This window comes from Bradyrhizobium centrolobii, from assembly GCF_001641635.1.
GTDB lineage: Bacteria > Pseudomonadota > Alphaproteobacteria > Rhizobiales > Xanthobacteraceae > Bradyrhizobium > Bradyrhizobium centrolobii.
On sequence record NZ_LUUB01000038.1, the window covers coordinates 142,546 to 160,992 of the forward strand.

The following is an 18,447-nucleotide window of genomic DNA, read 5'->3' on the forward strand; positions in this document are numbered from 1 at the left end:
GCCGTAGCCCGAATAGATCGCTGCGGCATCGGCAGGATCGCTCGCAACTCGGTCTGCCGCTTCCAATATCGATTGAGTCAGAGCGGCCGCCACCGGTAATTCGCTTCGGATCAGGCTGCCACGTATCGCGAGAACGCAGCAGGTGCGTTCGGCGAATTCACCCGTTAGGTTCGTCGCGATCTCGTTAAGCTTGCCTTCCTTGAGCCAAAGATAGGGCAGCGGATCGATCTCGGCTAGCGCCTGCACTTCGCCCTTATCGACGGCAAGCGCGAGCAGATTGGCCGGGTATTGGCGCCACTCTACCTCTCGGGTCGGATCGATGCCCTTTTTGGCGAGGAAGATCGAAAAGAAGTTCTTCGCTGGGCTCGCCTGATCGCTAATCGCGATAGCCTTGCCGCGCAGGGACTCCAGGCTGTCAATATTCGCAGCCTTGGAGCCGAGGAGCCGGATGCAGCCGCCGTGCACACCGGCGGTGATCCGAACGTCGAAACCTTGCTCCAGCGGTTTGAGCCAGCGCAGGGCCAATCCCAAACCGGCATCCGCCTTGCCAGTCGCAATCGCCTCCAACAACTGGTCGGTCGTCCCGCCGAAATTGACGAAATCGACATCGAGGTTGTGCTTGGCGAAGATACCCCGTTCCTTTGCGACTGCCGCGGCGACCGTGCAGGCTGCATTGGCGTTCCAGGCAAGTTTGAGCTGGCGGGGTGGGCCCTGCAGCTCTTCGGTGTTCGCCGCGGTGCGGCAGATAAAAGGCGCGCTAGGAATATAAGACAGCGATCCAGTCCCGGATGCCGTCAGCGCGCGAGCCGCTCCGAAGAATCCAAACGGCGCCGCGGCGCCGAGGGTGCCAACCAAGGTGAGCACCGAGCGGCGGGAGAAGGAGCCCCGCTTCGCTTCGGGTAGACCTTTCGTTGAGGTGTTGCCAATTTCGCGCTTTTCCATGATGTCGCTCCCAAATGTGTGGATGGAATAAACCCATCGGAACCGGGTGGCGCTTCGCGGGGCCTTGGCTGGCCTCTCTTTCGGCATCCTCCGAGCCGATCTGCCTCACAAGTGTGAAACCGTTCACATTTAGCGAAAAAAATTTGGAAGGGGATAGGTACGCGCCGATTAAAGGCTCTTGTCAATCGTCTTGCCGACCTACTCTCGGCGGCGTCTGTCACATTATCCCAATCGGCGCGGGTAGATCGCCGCATGGGGCGTGCGTTGCGCGAAATGAGCGACGCCATGCTGCGAACCGCACGAAAACCACGGGTCATGCAGGACAAGGCTGAACTTCAGCTAGTGGCCCTAACGCCAAGTCCAGCGTGGCTCTGGATTAGCCGGCTTATCGCAGTAGAACGCAAGCTACTGCTTTGCGCTTTTGACCCATGTCGCTTCCCGCTTCGCTTGCGTGATCGCGGGAATGCCCTCAATGTTGCACGGGGGCGGGGGCCATCCTCACGAGGAGGAGGTCGCATGATTACCGCCGTCGTACGATACAAACTGCCGCCGCAGATCGACTACGCCGCGTGTCGCGAGCACTTTCACAAGATCGCACCCGACTTCCGCGAGGTGACGGGGCTGATCAGCAAGCACTTCATCTGGAGCGAAAACGGCTGGGCGGGCGGCGTGTACCAGTGGGAGCGCATCGAGGACGCCAAGGCGTTCTACACCGGGCCGTGGCTCGAGGGTATCATCCAGCGCTACGGCATGAAGCCGCAGATCGATTTTTACGAGGTCTTTGCCGTGACCGACAACACGCGCGGCAAGATTGAGCTGTTCAAGGAGACTGTTGCCTCCAAATGGCTATGAGAAGATCTCGCTCATCTGACTGCGCTAGCGCGTAGAGATGGCGGTTGCGCTAGAGGATGGCACGCAGAGCCCCTCGCTTTCGTAGCTAACGGGTCTACGCCGTGACCGAATACGCGGATCACTTCTTGGCTCTTCGTGTCGTGTCGCCGATCGCGGTTGCCATGCAGCAGGCAGCCACGGGCTTTCGCAGGCTCAAAGCCCACAAGCAGTTGCCCAGCCTGCAGCGATGCACTCCTGTCCCATCAGGCAACGCACGCGCTCGAAATCTCCCACGGCTCTGAAATGGCAATAAGTAGACCAGACACCACTTGTGGGTCGGTGAACAAAGTGGTAACAAATTGGCAATCCCGATATACGGGGGCATCTCATGAACAGCCTGTCAAGAAGACGCTTCTTCGGCGCAGTAGCCGCCGCGGGAGCAGTTGTCAGTTCGCCTGCGATCCTGATCAACAGGGCCCACGCTGGCGCCCCTAGCCTCGTGCCGCGCAAGTTGCCGTTCCCGCCGAACGACAATTTTGGCTCCTACGAGCCGACGATCTCGGCGGACGGCAACACAATCCACTTCGCCCGCTTTGCACACAACGGCGACACACGGGTGAAGGGGCCGACCGATATCTTCGTCAGCCACCGAATCCGACAGAGCGGCGAGTGGCCGGGAACCGCTGAGGATTGGTCGCCGGCTGAGCGCCTGCCCGACACTGTCAACAGCGATAGCGCCGACCAGGAGCCGTGGATCACACCCGACGGCAACACCCTGTATTTTATGAGCTTCCGCAAAGCGCCTGGCGTAGGGCCGACGGGAATCTGGGTCAGCCACAAGCAACCTAACGGTGAATGGGGCCAAGCTCAGCCCGTCCCCGGAGGCAATATCAACAACAGCGAGTACAGAACCCATTGCTTCATGCCGTTCGATCTTCCGGGTCAGCCGAGCGCCATGTGTTTCGTATCCATACGGCCCCGCGAACCGGGAGCGCCGAACACGACCGACCTCTACACCACCCGACAGGTGGACGGCGTTTGGCAGCCAGCACAGCGCTATGCGGACCGGTTACTCGATTCGATTGCGCTCAAGTGCCGCTTCAGCCTCGTAACGAGGGACGACTTCACCCTAGGCGTCGTCTCCGTCCACGATTTCGGGAAGTTCCACACTTTGCTTTTCGTGCACTACGATCCGAAGAGCAAGGAGTGGAAGGGGCCGATTGTCGAGGCGCCATTCAACGACTGGAACATCGACGGCGCGTGCCCGAATTTCCAGGCCAATGGCGAAAAGATGATCTGGTCGGCTGGCTACGATCACGGACCGGACCTGATCTCCGGCGGCAAGGACGGTGCAGGCGGACTCTATGATCTGTTCTGGCTGCCCACGAGCGAGCTCATCGCGTACTACAAGGCGAGAGCAGGTGTCGGCTGAGCGGCGTGGACGGCGATGAGAATCCCGACATGCGCGCGAGGATTATTCCTCGTGCTTGTCGCGTGGGTGCTCGGCGTCGGTCTCGCGGTTGCACATAGTGGGCTTCAGCGGGCGGAGCCGCCGGTTGAAAGCAAACTCAAACGGCCTCCGAGCGAGGTCAAGCTCTACTTTACCGAGCGCCTGGAGCCGGCCTACAGTGCCGTTCGGGTCAAGGATGAACATGGCGCTCAGGTCGATCGAGAGGACTCCCGCGTTGACGCTTCAAATCCCTTCCTCCTACGGGCGACATTGCTGCCGCTTGAACACGGCGCCTACACGGTGATCTGGCGGGTGCTCTCCGTCGATGGTCACGTGACCGAAGGGCGTTTCACGTTCCGGGTCGAATGACTACGACGTTGTTCGGCGCCCAGTGGGTGCATCTGGCTCAATGCGTTCTCCTCACGGGCGCCTTCTTCCTGCTGCTGCTTGCCGGACGGCCTGCGACCGACTTCATGCGCCATTGGGAGCAGCGCGTTCTGTGCTGGGTGCGATGGTATGTAATCGTGGCGCTGGCTTCGGGCGCCGTCGTGTTGGCTGCCGAGGCCGGGCTGTTTGAGGGCCGCCCCGAGGCTGCGCTCGAGCCGCGGGCTATCTGGCATGCCATGCTGGAGACACGGGCGGGATTGCTATGGGCGTTGCGTCACGGCCTGCTGATTGTGTTGGCGGCCTTTCTCTTCCTGGACGGCGACGTTTCTACCCGACAAGACTGGATCGCCGCGCGGGGTGAAGCCTTTTTGCTGGCCGCACTCGCTCTGGTTCTTCTCGGGAGTTCGGGCCATGTGGCCGCAAGCTCGGAAAGCCCATGGCCTCAGGCCATCGACATGGCGCACCTGCTGGGCGCGGGCGTCTGGGTGGGCGGTCTGCCGCCGCTCGCGCTCCTTCTGTGTGGCGCCAGCCAGAACGTAGCCGCTCCTGATCCCTACGCGGTGCGGACCATGCAGCGCTTTTCCCGCGTCGCGTTCATCACGGTGCTCATTCTTGGCGGTTCGGGTATCGCGAGCGCGTGGCTCCTGGTTGGAGGCGTCGCCGGCTTGGTTGGGACGACACATGGCTGCCTGCTTCTCGCCAAGGTTGCTGTTCTCGTTCTTGCGCTTCTCCTAGCCGCCGCAAGCCGTGCGATGCTGCCTGCGTTGTCGAGCCCAACTGCGGCAAAGTCGTCCGCGGCGGCGCGCCGCATGGCATTGTTCATCGCGATCGAGGCGGGTCTGGTGCTGGTCGTGCTCGGCCTCGCTACGGCTATGACGGTGACCACGCCCGCGCTTCACGACGATCCTGTATGGCCCTGGCCGGTTCGAATCTCGCTCGGCGCCTTGCCTCAAGTTCCGGTCTTGCAGCGTCTGGCGCAATTGCCGATCGCGTCTGTGCTAGCGATTTCCGGCCTGACGATTCTAGCTGTCGCGTTTCTCGTGCGCCGGCAACCCATCCCTCTGTTCGGGACGCTTTTCGCCCTGGCTGCAAGCGGCGCCGCAATCGGCCTTCAGCCATTGATGGTCCAAGCTTACCCGACCTCGTTCGTGCGCTCGCCGTTGTCGTATACGGCGGGCTCGATTGCGGAGGGAATGGCAGTCTTCCAGGCGCATTGCGCGTCCTGCCACGGAACGCCGACGCCTGACCGCGCGACGCCAACGGGGTGGGGAAGCGCCGTCGATCTGCTCGTTTCCGAAACGGCGCGGCGATCCGCGGGAGACCTATTCTGGCTGATAACGCATGGACGACCCAGCCGCGGGATGCCGGAATTTGAGAGTCGACTTCGAGAAGCGCAGCGCTGGCAGGTGATCAATTTTCTCCGCGCGCTCGCCATGGGCGGCTTCTACTCATCCGGGACTTCGCAGATCGGAGCCGTGGTGCAACCGAACAACGTTTGGTTGGTGGCGCCCGACGTGACAATCTCCGTCGGGCCTCTAACGCCAATAACCCTTCGCGAGTTGAGAGGCAGGCGGATGGTTCTACTGGTGCTTTACGAACTGCCTGGCTCGCGCGCGCGGATGACCGAACTCGCGAGACAATATGGAACTCTTTCGGTTCTGGGCGCGGAGGTCGTTGCGGTGCCGCCTCAGAGTTCGCCCGAAGCGATCGCCGGGCTCAGCGAGAAGCCGCCGGTGCTGTTCCCGGTTGTGACCGACGGAAATGAGGAGATCGCCGCCGCGTACCGCTTGTTTGCGCCCGGCGCCGCGCATGCGGAATTCCTGATCGACCGGCAGGGATATATCCGCGCAATTTGGCAGAGCAACCAAACGGGCTTGCCGGATGCCGACGCAGTTCAAGCCCAGGTGGAGAGGCTCAATGAGGAGAAGTCCCCGCCGGCGCTCCCCGATGACCATGTGCACTGATGAGATCGGAGGATCTTGGTGATGCGGATGTGGCAGGTCGCCATTCTCGTGAACTTGGCCCTGGCGGTCGGTCTCGGCTTTGGCTACAGCGCTTGGGGTCACCGTTTGGCCACGCTCGACAGCGAGGTCAAGACAGCGCAAGCGCAGGTGGAGCGGCTCACACGCGAGCGCGAAGCCTGCTTTGCAGGGGCCCCTTCCGGCGAACAGCTATGGGAGGGGCGAGGGATAGTGCGGGCCGTATACCCGAGGGTGCTCATCGTTACGCATGAGGAGATCCCCGGCCTGCTTCCTGCCAGAACCACCGGCTTTCGTTTGGCCGATTCCGCTAATCGCGGCCGAGCCCACGCGGGCGACCCTATCCGGTTCTGGCTGCAAGGCACCGGGTATGACAACAACATGCTGGTGAGGGTGGAGGCATGGTGAACGCCGGCGTGACACGTTTGATATCGTCATGCCCGGCGACGCTGATGAACTCAGAGCGATCAGTAGATTGCGGCGCGGCTATCGCCCTCTGTCATCGGGGCTGTAGGGCGGCTGATAGCGCAGTTTAGCGCAGGCCGCCTCGATGATTTGGCGCACCTCGTTCGGCATGTGGGCTGGCAGATTGTCGATAACCACGATGTCACTAGGCCGTAGCGATGGTGCCAGGCACTGCGGCCTTGCGTGGTTTTGCTTGTCGCCTCATCGAGTCGCCCATTTCGGGGATCGTTGCGGCTGTTGAAAGTGAGATTTCTCGCTCTTCGGCAGCGCGACAATTTGCGGTAAGCGTAAACTTGCGATTTCGAGAGTTTCGTTTATGGCTGGTATGCCGCGCTCCTTTTTCGCTCCGCTTTATAACTTCTTTGCGCGCAAGCGTGCCTAATGGGCGACATGCGGGTTGTGACCGTTCCTTGACCGGTTATGGTTTTCACTTGGTTTTTTCGATCTTCGTGATCGTGAACTGACTGTTGATGCGGTCGGGCACGAAGCGCACCTTGTCGCCCGCCTTGACGGCTTTGAGCATGGTGGGATCGGCAGCACGAAAGACCATCGTCATCCCCTCGTCCATGTCGAACTTTTTGAGCGGCCCGTGCTTGATGATGATCTTCCCGGCAGACTCGTCGATCTTGATCACGAGGCCCTTCACAAAATCATCAGTTTGCGCATTCGCCAGCTGCGGGAGGCCGAACATTAGGATGAGCGCGGCCCGGACGAGGAGGCTGTCGTTCATGACTTCTCTTTCGCTCAGGATCACTTCACGGTGACGGTGCCGACCATTCCGGCCTCGCGGTGGCCGGGAATGAGGCAGGAGAACTCGAATGTCCCAGTTTTCGTAAAGCGCCAGAGCATTTCGGCTTTCACACCGGGCTGGACGGTCTTGCCGTTCGGATCATCATGCTCCATGTCCGGGTATTTCTTCATCAACGCCGCATGCTTCAGATTGTCCGCGGTGTCGGCTAATATGAATTCATGTGCAAGCAGACCCGCGTTGGTGATGACGAACTTGATTTGCTCTCCGCGCTTTACCTCAAGTGCGTTCGGCTGGTAGGACATCCTGCTGTAATTTTCCCGCATCGTGATTTCCACAACGCGGAACGGCTTGTTGGGATCGCCCGGCTCGCCCGCCGAGAAATGTTCTTCTCCTTCATGCGCGTGCAAGCGCGCGCCGGCGCCAATTGTCGGCGGCCGTTGCAGTGACGCAAAATGCCGCGGAGCGCCAAGCTCCGGCGTGGGAAGGGGCACGTTGCTGCGATGCTCGTGCCAAGTTCCGTCCGAGCGAAAATGGCTCGATGCAGCCTGGGCCGCATGCGTACGAGCAGGGCTACCTGCCTCGCTCAGGCAATGCGCTACGCCGTTGTTCTCTGTGTAGGCCAGCGCGCTGGACGACGTCAGGGCGCAAAATATGTAGAGCGCCGCGAGAGCGCGGGATTGCGCTAGGCATCTCCTCAGTTCTTCAACCGTCCGCTTTGTTTGGGCAACGATTGCCTTGGCTTCGTTTGCAAGGCGTCGGCGCGCGTTTAATGGCATCGGGTCAGCCTCCCTCACCAAATTTCTGATGAACTTGAACCAGCACGCTACACCTAAAGAAGGTTGCCACCCCTTAACAGACGATAAGGCCGCCTCAGTTGGCGGTTTCTTTCATTTCGAATGTCGCCTGTTGGCCCCCTGTCCATGAGCCGCCGCAAAGGCCGCTCTCGGAGCAGAACCGGACCTGACTAGCGTAGCGCTCGGACCACCGCTGTTGACGCAAATGCGACGTTCCGGCGGTGCCAAGGCGGCGGGCTTGTTTACGTGCGCAGGCTAGCTCGATTGCTTGCCTCGGCCTCCTCGGCGAGCCTGAGCCATTCGGCTCACGGCAGACGTTGAACAGCCAAACGCCGGCAATACATGTCACATCGGACCGATGTCCGGCGATAGACCCCGTGCTTTGTTAGCTTCTAGGGATAGCATACCCTTCGATCGATCTGTCAAATGGCGGAACTCTATTCAATTCGCGGCGCCAAGCCGGAAGACCAGCGCAGACTCACGCGCCTCTGCGTCCGCGCTACCGCACAAGCAGGGTACGACGAGGCTTTCATCGACCGGGTGATGCCGGCACTCACCATCACGATGCCGTTGATCACCGGCGGCTATGTTCGAGTGGCCGAAGACGCGGCTGGAGAGGCGGTTGGCGTTGTGACGGTGAAGCCAACCGCAGTTCCGGGTATTGCGCAGCTCGACGGCATCTTCGTCGATCCACCGTTTTGGAAACGCGGCGTTGGCCGGGTGCTTTTCGAGGCGGCTGTCAAGCGTGCCAAGGAGCTGAAAGCCGGTGCCCTGGTGATCTACGCCGATCCGTCGGCAGAAGGGTTCTACAAGCGAATGGGAGCCATCAGGATCGGGGAAGGGCCATTTTATTATTCTCCAGAACTCATACTGCCTCATCTGCTCTACATCGTTTCTCGCGACGCATGATGGCTCCCTCGTCCGGTAATGGCCCTAACGCGTGTGAGAAATGGCCCGACGGTTCGATGGTCTCAACGTAGGATAATGTCTGGTGGATATGGGCGAATAGGGCGGCCCGCACATACATTGTGGCGAGCCTCTAGCGCCTCGCGGTGATACCGCTCGAAGTCGTCCAACGAAGGGATAGAAATGTTACACGACTCGCGATTGTTATTTGCGTACTGCACTACGGCGCCCCATGCCGCTGACACACGATTGTACATGTAGCAGCGCTCCAACGCGGGGACAGTCCTCGACTGTTTTTGAGCCTCTTGGGCTTCGCTGCGCAGCCGCATCACTTCCGGACACAGCGCCTGCGCGTTGGCCTCAATGCAGAACCGGAGTAGCGCGATGACCGCAAGAGAAGGCATACGGATCGTCATCATAGGAAACGCTGCTGCCCTAAGCTCGTTCCTTGCCGGCACCCGCGCCGGGCGGAGACAACTCGCGTCCCCTACCGCGAAATGATCAATACAATACTGCGCCGCATGAGTCCGCACATGGCCCCCGAGCCGAACAACGCTTGAGCCGTTGCCATGTCTGCTGTCCGCAGCAGACCGGACATCGGTCCTCGCTCACCTCCACCGCCGCTTTTGACCCATCTCGGACATCTATTCGACCCTCGCCCCATATTTTGCGACCGAATCATATTTCGTCCTTCGGGCTCGGTGGTATCATGGGATATACGTTAGCGTAGAGGGGAGTAGCGTCATGCACCGGTATGTCGCTCGGGCCAATGTTGATCACTACATCGCGCGATTGAACGGCAGTGATCTCACGCCTTACAACCGAAGCACGATCACCAAGATGCTGATCGCCGAGGAGGACAAACTCAGCCACGATTTGGAGCACCTTGATTTTGCCGAAAACAGAGCTGCGAACGGACGCGCACGGGTGGACCACGTCAGAAACTTGCGCGAGGGTTTTGCTTTCGGCACATCAGAACGCGAACAAGCAGACAGGCTCCTCGTAAACATTGAAAACCTCCAGATCCGGCTGGAGGAGTTTTGCCATCGCTTGCGCGAGAAGATCAACTCGCGTGGGCTCTAGGACGCCCAACGCGCGTCTGTTCTAGTTGCGGGCTGCTGTCGTAGTGCCCCGGCTGAAATATCGGGCCAGTAGCCAGCTTCGGCCTCGCGACGTATTGACCTGCGTCAAACTGAACCAAACCCAAGACTGCTAGTAAGATTTATCCAAAAACTGCGGCGTGGCTATGATTACCAGTTGCCTGAAGTGGTTGATGATTGCCGGCCTTACTGCTGGGTTTGCTGGCGCGGCTCAGGCCGAAGACTTCGACATCGGTAAGTCAGAATTTCAGTCTTCGTGCGCGAGCTGTCATGGTACGGATGGAAAGGGCAAAGGACCTGTCAGTGACCAGCTCAAGGTGCCTCCTTCCGATTTGACGATGTTGGCCAAGAACAACAACGGTGTCTTTCCCACGAACGCTGTGTATGAAACCATCTATGGATCCAAGACAATTCCCGCTCACGGCACTCGTGAAATGCCAATCTGGGGGGAACGATTCAACCCCATTGTCAACTTGCCTCACTATGTTGATCCGTATTATTGGAAAATGTCCGGGCCGGAGCAAAGCCCGGAAGTTGTCGTGCGAACACGCATCCTCGCTGTTATCGATTACCTGAATCGTATTCAGCAAAAGTAGCAACCGACGAGCATCAGTTACCTGCGTACCCGGCCAACAGTGTTTTGCGAGCGCTGAAAATCCAAGCCGGACCCAAAAGAGTAGTTCTTGTTGACGGGTGCTTCCGGTATTGGCCCATCAGCGAAGTGGCCACGCGCCTCGGCAAGGTCCGGACACGGGGGTATAGCGGACTAGATTTGCTCACCCTGAGTTCTTCGCATTTTGACCCGGTGCGGACTCAGACTGGGTTGGCGGGTTGTGAAACTACCTTACGCAACCTCGTTCAATTTGATACCTTATGATCCGGCTTTGGCTGGCGACCTCGCGATATGGGACGAGCCGACAGCCAACGCGGCGAATGTCACGCTCACCTGCACGCCTGCGGCCGCCCGGAAACATCCAGAGCCTATCGCGCCGTCGTCTGACCAGGAGGAGCACGGGTCCCTTCTTTGCTGCAATCAGTTTGGAGGACTTTGCCAATAGCCCAGCGATTTCACAAATTAGCACCAGTCTAGACCGGTCGACCCGACCCACAACGATGAGCGTCCGTTTGCGACCCAGCACTATCCCGCAGCATGCGGGCCGGAGCGTGACCAGGTTTGCCGCTGCCGCGATCGTTGCACCAGCAGCGCACCACGATCGCACGCGAACTCCGCTTCTCAAATCGGCCGGGACCCGCCATTGTGCCGGCACGAAACGATGGAAGTGGAGCAACATCAATGCCGGACATGGTCTCGCGTCGCCGGTTCGCGAAAATCGCGGGGCTATCCGCTGCGGGGATGGCGGCCCCGGGACAACCCGTCGAGGCGAAACCGGCGCCAGCGCCGCGGACAGCAGGAGGTTTTCCGCCGGGCTTCCTCTGGGGCACCGCCACCTCATCGTATCAGGTCGAAGGCGCGGTGAATGAGGACGGGCGAGGGGCCTCGATCTGGGACACTTTTACCCGCGTTGCCGGCAAGATCGAGGACGGCACCAATGGCGACCGTGCCGTTGAGCATTATCACCGCTACAAGGACGACATCGCGCTGATCAAGGAACTCGGCTGCAAGGCCTATCGCTTCTCGATCGCCTGGCCGCGGGTGTTTCCGGCGGGCGACGGCAAGCCGAACCCGAAGGGGCTCGACTTCTACAATCGGCTGATCGACGAGCTGCTGCGCAATGGCATCGAGCCGTGGTTGACACTCTATCACTGGGACCTTCCGCAATCACTCCAGGACCGTTTTGGCGGCTGGCGCTCGACAGAGACCTGCAAGGCGTTCGGCGACTACGCGGCCTATGTCGCTGAGCGTCTGACCGATCGCGTCAGGAACGTGTTCACGTTGAACGAGAGCGGCCGCTTCGTCTATTTCGGCTACGGCAACGGCATCGACGCACCTGGCTTGATGCTGTCGCAGGCCGAGATCAACCGGGTCCGGCACAACAGCGCGCTCGCACACGGGCTCGCCGTGCAGGCTGTGCGCGCCCACGGCCGGCGCGGCACGCGCGTTGGCCCGGCCGAGAACATCGATGCCTGCATTCCCGCGATCGACACGCCGGAAAATGTCCGCGCCGCGGAGATCGCGCTGCGCGAGATGAACGCAAGCTATCTCAACGTCATCATGGAGGGCCGCTATACCGATGCCTTCCTGAAGTTCGCAGGCAGCAGCGCGCCGAAATACACCGACGCGGAGTTGAAGATCATCTCCTCGCCGGTCGATTTCCTCGGCCTCAACATCTACGCGCCGCAGCACTACATCGTCGCATCCGACCAGGGCGCGGGCTTCGCGCCGCTGCCGATCCCGAAATCCTTTCCGCACATGAATTCGGACTGGCTCCGCGTCGGCCCCGAGACGATCTACTGGGTGCCGAAGCTCGCGGCGAAGATCTGGAAGACGGATGCGATCTACATCAGCGAGAACGGCGCCTCGGGCGACGACCTGGTCACGCCCGACGGCAAGATCTACGACACCGACCGCATCATGTATTTGCGCAACTATCTCGCGCAGCTCCAGCGTGCGACGGAGGAGGGCGTGCCGGTGCGCGGCTATTTCCTCTAGAGCCTGATGGACAACTTCGAATGGGTGTTCGGCCTCAACAAGCGCTTCGGCCTCTATCACGTCAATTTCGACACCCAGGTGCGCACGCCGAAGCTCAGCGCGAGCTTCTACAGCAACGTGATCACGAAGAACGCGGCGGGGGTGTGATCCCTTCGCCTCTCCCCGCCCGCGGGTGGGCAATTGCATATCAGCATTCAGCAAGAGGTTCGTCATGGCCGGGCTTGTCCCGGGCATCGACGTTCTTCGTGCCGCGTGGCAAGGCGTGGATGCCGGGGCAAGCCGGGCCATGACACTGTGGCGACGTTAGCGCCTCAGGAACTCACCTCATACGCAATTGACTGCCGCCTGCGGGAGAGGCTGGATTTTACGCGCAGCGGAAAATCCGCGTGAGGGGACTCTCAGGAGTCCGCGATCATGAACTGTTGCAGCTGTTTTGCCCGACGTGTCAATGCTCTCGCGGAATGGGCCATGCGTCATCCGGCTACCGCGGTTCTACTTTGCACGGGGTTGTTTTTCGATTTTTTGCGGAGAGGGGGCGCAACCCCGCGCATTGACTCCGCTCTCCCCCTGATTCAAAACGCCCTCAACATTCATAAGAGGACGATGCCTATGGCTGACGCGCTGATCATCGATGCCTGCAGGACGCCGCGGGGCGTCGGCAAGGCCGGCAAGGGAGCGCTCTCCGGCATTCATCCGCAGCAGTTGGGTGCAACCGTCCTGCGCGCGCTTGCCGATCGCACCGGGATCAACACGGCCGATGTCGACGACATCGTCTGGGGCTGCAGCGCGCAGGTCGCAACCCAGAGCGGCGATCTCGGGCGGATGTCGGCGCTCGATGCCGGCTTCGATGTGCGCGCCAGCGCGGTCACGCTCGACCGCTTCTGCGGCTCCGGCATCACCAGCGTCAACATGGCGGCGGCCTCGATCATGGCGGGCGCGGAAGACCTTGTGATCGCCGGCGGCTGCGAGATGATGTCGATGGAAGGGCGGCGCGGCGCAAGTCCGATGATGATGGACTCCGGCAATCTGCGCCTTCGTGCGAGACATCCGCAGTCGCATCAGGGTGTCTGCGCCGATGCCATCGCGACGCTCGAGGGCATCACGCGGCAGGACGTCGACGCGCTCGGCCTCGAGAGCCAGAAGCGCGCAGGCCATGCGATGGCGAACGGCCACTTCAAGAAGAGCCTCGTGCCTGTCCACCGCGAGGACGGTAGCCTTGCCCTGGACCACGAGGAATATCCGCGGCCGCAGACCACGATGGAAGGGCTCAGCAGCCTGAAGCCGGCGTTCCCCGCGATCGCCGACTATGCGCTCGACGACAAGGGCACGACCTATCGCGGCCTGATCCTGCAGAAATATCCCGACCTCAAGATCGACTTCGTGCACCACGCCGGCAATTCGTCCGGCGTCGTCGACGGCGCGGCGGCGATCCTGCTGGCCTCGCCCGGTTACGCCAAGGCGCACGGATTGAAGCCGCGCGCCCGCGTCGTGGCGATGGCCAACATGGGGGACTCGCCGACGTTGATGCTGAACGCGCCGGTGCCGGCGACCCGCAAGGTGCTGGCGAAGGCGGGCCTCACCATCGACGACATCGACCTGTTCGAGATCAACGAGGCCTTTGCGGTGGTTGCAGAAAAGTACATCCGCGACCTCAAGCTCGACCGCGCCAAGGTCAACGTCAATGGCGGATCGATCGCGCTCGGCCATCCCATCGGCGCCACCGGCTCGATCCTGATCGGCACCGTGCTGGACGAGCTCGAACGACGCGACCTCAAGCGCGGCCTGGTCACCATGTGCGCCGCCGGCGGCATGGCCCCGGCGATCATCATCGAGCGTGTCTAGCCTTATTTTCTAGGGTCTTTCGCGGCCGGCCTCGCACAAAGAGGCCGGTCGTCGCTTGTCGAAAGCATGGAATCAGCTTTAGCAAGACGGCTTGCGGGCCTTTGAAACAAGGCAAAAACCGCTGCCCGAGGTCGTTTCCGTGCCGGAAGTGGCTAAAAAGCAGGGTTTTTTGCCACAGGGGGGCAAAAAAGCCCGTATTTTCGCGACAAAACTGTGCAGAAGGCTATAGGCCTTCAACGGTTGGTCTAATATGCAATCGGCAACGAATCAGAGGAGACACGATGCCAACCCAACTTTCCAAATCGCAGCTGATCGAAAAGATTGCGACCGCCACCGAGCTTTCCAAGCGCGACGTCAAGAACGTCATGGAGACGCTGACCGACGTCGGCCACAAGGAGCTCAAGAAGAACGGCCTCTTCCTGGTGCCCGGCTTCGCCAAGTTCGTGGTCATCAAGAAGCCCGCGACCAAGGCGCGCAAGGGCACCAACCCGTTCACGGGTGAGGAGATGATGTTCAAGGCCAAGCCGGCCCGGAAGATCGTCCGCGCCCGCCCGGTCAAGGCTGCCAAGGACGCCGTGGCCTAAGAAAGCAAAGGCCCCCTCGAAGGAGGGGGCCTTTTGTTTTGGGCGACCGCGAGGGCTGAAGCAGAGGGATCAACCCTTGCGGCGCTTGACCCGGACCGGAACCGGCTGAAGCCGGGGTTGTGGAATTCCGGGCAGCGCGTCCCGAAGCCGGTCGATCGCGCGATCGACCAATTGACGCAGGCGCTGCGCCGTTCGGGACTTTTTCCCTCTTTCCAATCGTTCGTTCATTTCATCTCACTCCGCTGCCTCGACCTTGGCCCCGGCCGGCTCGAGCGCCGCGGCGATGGCCTCGTCCACGCGCTCCAGCCAGATGAATTCGAGGTTGTCCCGCGCGCTCTTCGGGATGTCGTCGTAGTCCCGCTTGTTGCGCGCCGGCAGCATCACCCGCTTCAATCCTGTGGCCGCGGCAGCGACCACCTTCTCCTTGATGCCGCCGACCGGCAGCACCAGGCCGCGCAGCGAGATCTCGCCGGTCATCGCGGTATCGCTGCGCACCGTGCGGTTGGTCAGGAGCGAGGTCAGCGCCGTGAACATCGCCACGCCCGCGCTCGGCCCGTCCTTCGGGGTTGCGCCCGCCGGCACGTGAACGTGGATGTCACTCTTTTCGAACAGCGCCGGATCGATGCCGAGCTGGCTGGCGCGGCTCTTCACCAGCGTGAGTGCAGCCTGCACGCTCTCACGCATGACGTCGCCGAGCTGGCCGGTCAGGATCAGCCCGCCCCTGCCGGGGACGCGCGTCGCCTCGATGAACAGGATGTCGCCGCCGACCGGCGTCCAGGCAAGGCCCGTGGCGACGCCCGGAATGCTGGTGCGCAGCGCGATCTCGCCCTCGAAGCGCGGCTGGCCGAGCACGGCGGTGATGTCCTTCGGGCTGATCACGACCTTCGCGGCCGTGCCCTCGGCGACCCGCACCGCGGCGTGGCGGAACACCTTGCCGATCTCGCGCTCCAGCCAGCGTACGCCGGCCTCACGGGTATAGCCCTTGACGATCAGCTTCAGCGCCTCCGGCTCGATCTCGGCCTGCTCGGCCGTCAGACCATTGGCCTGAAGCTGCCGACGCACCAGATAGCGGCGCGCGATCTCGAGCTTCTCCTCCTCGGTGTAGCCGGCGAGGCTGATCAGCTCCATGCGGTCCAAGAGCGGGCCGGGGATCGACTCCAGCATGTTGGCGGTCGCGATGAAGACCACGCGCGACAGGTCGAAGGGCACGCCGAGATAGTTGTCCCGGAACGTCCCGTTCTGCTCGGGGTCGAGCACCTCCAGCATTGCAGCCGAGGGATCGCCCTGCACGCCGCGGCCCATCTTGTCGATCTCGTCCAGCATCATCACGCAGTTCCGGCTGCCTGCCTTCTTGATGCCCTGGATGATGTTGCCGGGCAGCGCGCCGATATAGGTGCGCCGGTGACCGCGAATCTCGGCCTCGTCATGCACGCCGCCGAGGCTGACGCGCACGAAGGGGCGATCCATCGCGCGCGCGATGGATTGTCCGAGCGAGGTCTTGCCGACGCCGGGCGGGCCGACGAAGCACAGGATCGGCGCCTTGCCCTGCGGGGCGAGCTTGCGCACCGCCAGATATTCGATGATCCGGCTCTTGATCTTCTCGAGGCCGAAGTGATCGGCATCGAGGATGCGCCGCGCCTCCTTGATGTCGATCGGCTTCTCCTCGGGCAGCGCCCAGGGCAGCTCGATCAGCCAGTCAAGATAAGTGCGGACCATGCCGGATTCGCCGGCGGCCTCCGGCATGCGTTCGTAGCGGCGCAGCTCCTTCTTGGCGTGCGCCTCTGCCTCCGGCGGCATCCCGGCCTTGGCGATCGCCGCGGTCAGCTCGGCGACCTCGGCGGCCTTGCCGTCGCCTTCGCCAAGCTGGCGCTGGATGGTCGCCATCTGCTCGCGCAGGATCGCCTCGCGCTGCCGCTCGTCGAAGGCGGCCCGCGTCTTCTGCCCGATCTCGTTGGAGATGCGCAGCACCTCCAGCCGCTCGGCGAGTTGCTTCGACACCTTCTCCACGCGCAAGCCGAGATCGATGGTCTCCAGGATCTCCTGTTTGTCCTGCGGCTTGATGTCCATGAAGGATGTCGCAAGGTCGGCCAGCGCGCCGGGCGCGCTCGCGTTCTGGAACATCGCGACCAGCTCCTGCGGCGCCTGCGGCAGCAGCTCGATGGCCTCGATCGCCTGGCGCTGCAGGTTCAGCGCGCGCGCCTCGATCTCCGGCGAGCTCGTGGGCGGCTCCGGAATCTGCTGCACCCGCGCGGCCAGGAATGGCGTGCCCGGCAGGAAGTCGAGGATACGGGCGCGCTGCACGCCCTGGCAGACGATATGATGCGTGCCGTCGGGCGCGGTGATGTAGCGCACGACGTTGGCGATGGTGGCGACCCGGTAGAGGTCGTCGGGCCCGGGCTCGTCGATCTCGGGATTGCGTTGCAGCAGGATGCCGATCGGCCGCTGCTCGCGCAGCGCCTGCTGCGCGGCCGCGACCGACTTCGGACGCCCGACCGCGATCGGCGCGATCGCGCCGGGAAACAGCACCATCTCGCGCACGGGGATGATGATCAGCGCGTCGTCAGGGATCTTCACGTCGGAATTGTTCTGGGCTGTATTCATTTGTTCAGTGGCCATGATCGACCTCAGGATTTGGCGAGGCGCAGTGCGACGCAGCCGTCCATCACGAAGCGGCTGATGGCATAGCGGCCGAGGGGAAGCGCGATGCGGCGCTCGAAGCGTCCCTGCGGCAGTTCGAGGCGATGGATGCGGGCGTTGCGAAGCTCCGGCGGCAGCGTGCGCTGGCCGGAGATGACGAGCACGCCGTCATGGATCACCGTTTCCACATTGTCGGGATTGACGCCCGGGAGCGCGACCAGGATCAGGAGCTCGTGCTCGGTCTCGAGCACGTCGATCGGCGGCTCCCAGCAGGCTTCCTGACGGCCGAACTGCTGGCGCAGCCGTTCGGCGCGCGTCAGCTGGTCCAGGGCTTCGGAGAGCATCCAGTCGAAGGGATTTTTCGGTTGCATGGGCAAGGCTCTGAGGAAGGCGCGGCGATTGGAAGACCAGCATATGGGGATGGTTCCCCTGAAATCCAGCATTGCGCGTTCAGAGTATGCCCGGTCTGCCCGACCGGGACCAGACCGCTGCCCCTTCAGTCAGACGCTACGGCGCCGCGGATGTTTCGCGGCGCCGTCGGGAGCAAATTGGGCCGGCGGACGATATCAGGCCGCGGTGCGGTATTCGCCTTCGGCTTCGAGGTTGATCACGGAAGTGGCGAGCTCGGTCAGCGCGTGGTCGGTCGCTTCCTCCTCGTTGAGCGTCTCCTGGAGCAGCCTCGCTGCGTCATGCATGCCGAGCTCCTCGGCCCAGGTGCGCAGCGTGCCATAGCGGGAGATCTCGTAATGCTCGACCGCCTGGGCCGCGGCGAGCAGGCCGGCGTCGAGGGCAGGGGCGTTCTTGAACTCCTTCATGATCTCGGCGCCCTCATCCGTGATGCCGTTGATTGCCTCGCAGGGCCTGCCGCGCGCGGGCTTGCCGAGCATCCGGAACACCTGGTCCAGCCGTTTGACCTGCCCCTGCGTCTCGCGCAGATGCTTGTTGAAGGCGGCCGCCAGATCCTTCGAATGGGCGGCCTTAGCCATCTTGGGCAGGGTCCTGATGATCTTGTTCTCGGCGAAATAGATGTCCTTCAGCGTCTCCAGAAACAGGTCGCTCAGCATCTTCGGCGCCTGACGCGTGCGCCGGGCCGCAGCCTTCTTGGTCGCACGTTTCTTGGTTGTGCGTTTCGTGGTTCGTCTAGCCATAAGTCCTCCTCTTGAGGCGA

General features: G+C 62.1%; 17 protein-coding genes and 3 pseudogenes. 11 read left to right on the top strand and 9 right to left on the bottom strand.

Annotated features, from left to right (window positions below; genetic code table 11):
* Positions 1–942: pseudogene (locus AYJ54_RS09460) on the bottom strand (ABC transporter substrate-binding protein); the annotation flags it as partial.
* A gap of 516 nt (positions 943–1,458) precedes the next feature.
* On the opposite strand from AYJ54_RS09460, the gene AYJ54_RS09465 reads away from it, so the two are divergent.
* The 5 genes from AYJ54_RS09465 (at position 1,459) to AYJ54_RS09485 (ending at position 5,997) form a co-directional block, all read left to right on the top strand.
* Complete coding sequence (locus AYJ54_RS09465) at positions 1,459–1,794, top strand: hypothetical protein (protein ID WP_063698608.1); 336 nt, start codon at positions 1,459–1,461, stop codon at positions 1,792–1,794.
* Positions 1,795–2,161: 367 nt separating this feature from the next.
* Positions 2,162–3,205: a PD40 domain-containing protein gene (locus tag AYJ54_RS09470; RefSeq protein WP_082905565.1), complete on the top strand. Its 1,044-nt coding sequence runs from the start codon at positions 2,162–2,164 to the stop codon at positions 3,203–3,205.
* A gap of 51 nt (positions 3,206–3,256) precedes the next feature.
* Positions 3,257–3,592, top strand: coding sequence for a copper resistance CopC family protein (locus AYJ54_RS09475; RefSeq protein WP_161491829.1), 336 nt, complete (start codon positions 3,257–3,259; stop codon positions 3,590–3,592).
* Positions 3,589–5,574, top strand: coding sequence for a CopD family protein (locus AYJ54_RS09480; RefSeq protein ID WP_063698614.1), 1,986 nt, complete (start codon positions 3,589–3,591; stop codon positions 5,572–5,574). Before AYJ54_RS09475 ends, AYJ54_RS09480 begins: the two co-directional genes overlap by 4 nt.
* Positions 5,575–5,595: 21 nt before the next feature.
* Positions 5,596–5,997, top strand: coding sequence for a copper-binding protein (locus tag AYJ54_RS09485; protein WP_063698616.1), 402 nt, complete (start codon positions 5,596–5,598; stop codon positions 5,995–5,997).
* A 78-nt stretch (positions 5,998–6,075) separates the two neighbouring features.
* Here the strand turns inward: AYJ54_RS09485 and AYJ54_RS53940 are convergent, their stop codons facing one another.
* The 3 genes from AYJ54_RS53940 to AYJ54_RS53945 form a co-directional block, all read right to left on the bottom strand.
* Positions 6,076–6,222 (bottom strand): transposase, encoded by a 147-nt coding sequence (locus tag AYJ54_RS53940; RefSeq protein ID WP_136623579.1) that lies wholly within the window; start codon positions 6,220–6,222, stop codon positions 6,076–6,078.
* Positions 6,223–6,481: 259 nt separating this feature from the next.
* The gene (locus AYJ54_RS09490; protein ID WP_063698722.1) at positions 6,482–6,784 is read right to left on the bottom strand and encodes a copper-binding protein; all 303 of its coding nucleotides are present in this window, start codon (positions 6,782–6,784) and stop codon (positions 6,482–6,484) included.
* 20 nt (positions 6,785–6,804) lie between these two features.
* Positions 6,805–7,581 carry a cupredoxin domain-containing protein gene (locus AYJ54_RS53945; protein WP_136623569.1) on the bottom strand — a complete coding sequence of 259 codons (777 nt, stop codon included), beginning with the start codon at positions 7,579–7,581 and terminating at the stop codon, positions 6,805–6,807.
* Between the two features lie 444 nt (positions 7,582–8,025).
* Here AYJ54_RS53945 and AYJ54_RS09500 point away from each other — a divergent pair, with 444 nt between their 5' ends.
* From AYJ54_RS09500 to AYJ54_RS09515, 3 genes are all read left to right on the top strand, one after another.
* Positions 8,026–8,508 (top strand): GNAT family N-acetyltransferase, encoded by a 483-nt coding sequence (locus tag AYJ54_RS09500; protein ID WP_063698620.1) that lies wholly within the window; start codon positions 8,026–8,028, stop codon positions 8,506–8,508.
* 741 nt (positions 8,509–9,249) lie between these two features.
* Positions 9,250–9,588 carry a hypothetical protein gene (locus AYJ54_RS09510; RefSeq protein ID WP_063698624.1) on the top strand — a complete coding sequence of 113 codons (339 nt, stop codon included), beginning with the start codon at positions 9,250–9,252 and terminating at the stop codon, positions 9,586–9,588.
* 190 nt (positions 9,589–9,778) lie between these two features.
* Complete coding sequence (locus tag AYJ54_RS09515) at positions 9,779–10,201, top strand: c-type cytochrome (protein WP_245328952.1); 423 nt, start codon at positions 9,779–9,781, stop codon at positions 10,199–10,201.
* A 339-nt stretch (positions 10,202–10,540) separates the two neighbouring features.
* On the opposite strand, the pseudogene AYJ54_RS52150 reads toward AYJ54_RS09515, so the two are convergent.
* Positions 10,541–10,660 (bottom strand): annotated as a pseudogene (locus tag AYJ54_RS52150) (NUDIX hydrolase); the annotation flags it as partial.
* A 239-nt stretch (positions 10,661–10,899) separates the two neighbouring features.
* Between AYJ54_RS52150 and AYJ54_RS09520 the strand changes: the two are divergent.
* The 3 genes and pseudogenes from AYJ54_RS09520 (at position 10,900) to AYJ54_RS09530 (ending at position 14,642) form a co-directional block, all read left to right on the top strand.
* Positions 10,900–12,363: pseudogene (locus AYJ54_RS09520) on the top strand (GH1 family beta-glucosidase).
* A gap of 462 nt (positions 12,364–12,825) precedes the next feature.
* Positions 12,826–14,058, top strand: a complete 1,233-nt coding sequence (locus tag AYJ54_RS09525; RefSeq protein WP_063698628.1) for an acetyl-CoA C-acetyltransferase — start codon at positions 12,826–12,828, stop codon at positions 14,056–14,058.
* Positions 14,059–14,339: 281 nt separating this feature from the next.
* A complete protein-coding gene (locus AYJ54_RS09530; protein WP_027528369.1) occupies positions 14,340–14,642 on the top strand; it encodes an HU family DNA-binding protein in 303 nt (100 codons plus the stop codon).
* Between the two features lie 69 nt (positions 14,643–14,711).
* Here the strand turns inward: AYJ54_RS09530 and AYJ54_RS51225 are convergent, their stop codons facing one another.
* From AYJ54_RS51225 to AYJ54_RS09545, 4 genes are all read right to left on the bottom strand, one after another.
* On the bottom strand, positions 14,712–14,870 hold the full coding sequence (locus AYJ54_RS51225; protein WP_201724156.1) for a hypothetical protein: 159 nt from the start codon (positions 14,868–14,870) through the stop codon (positions 14,712–14,714).
* Positions 14,871–14,876: 6 nt separating this feature from the next.
* Entirely contained in the window at positions 14,877–17,258 is a 2,382-nt protein-coding gene (lon, locus tag AYJ54_RS09535) for an endopeptidase La (protein WP_063698629.1), read from the bottom strand.
* A gap of 8 nt (positions 17,259–17,266) precedes the next feature.
* Entirely contained in the window at positions 17,267–17,650 is a 384-nt protein-coding gene (locus tag AYJ54_RS09540) for an Hsp20/alpha crystallin family protein (RefSeq protein ID WP_063698631.1), read from the bottom strand.
* A gap of 195 nt (positions 17,651–17,845) precedes the next feature.
* Entirely contained in the window at positions 17,846–18,427 is a 582-nt protein-coding gene (locus AYJ54_RS09545; RefSeq protein ID WP_063698633.1) for a YciE/YciF ferroxidase family protein, read from the bottom strand.
* Between the last annotated feature and the right edge of the window lie 20 nt (positions 18,428–18,447).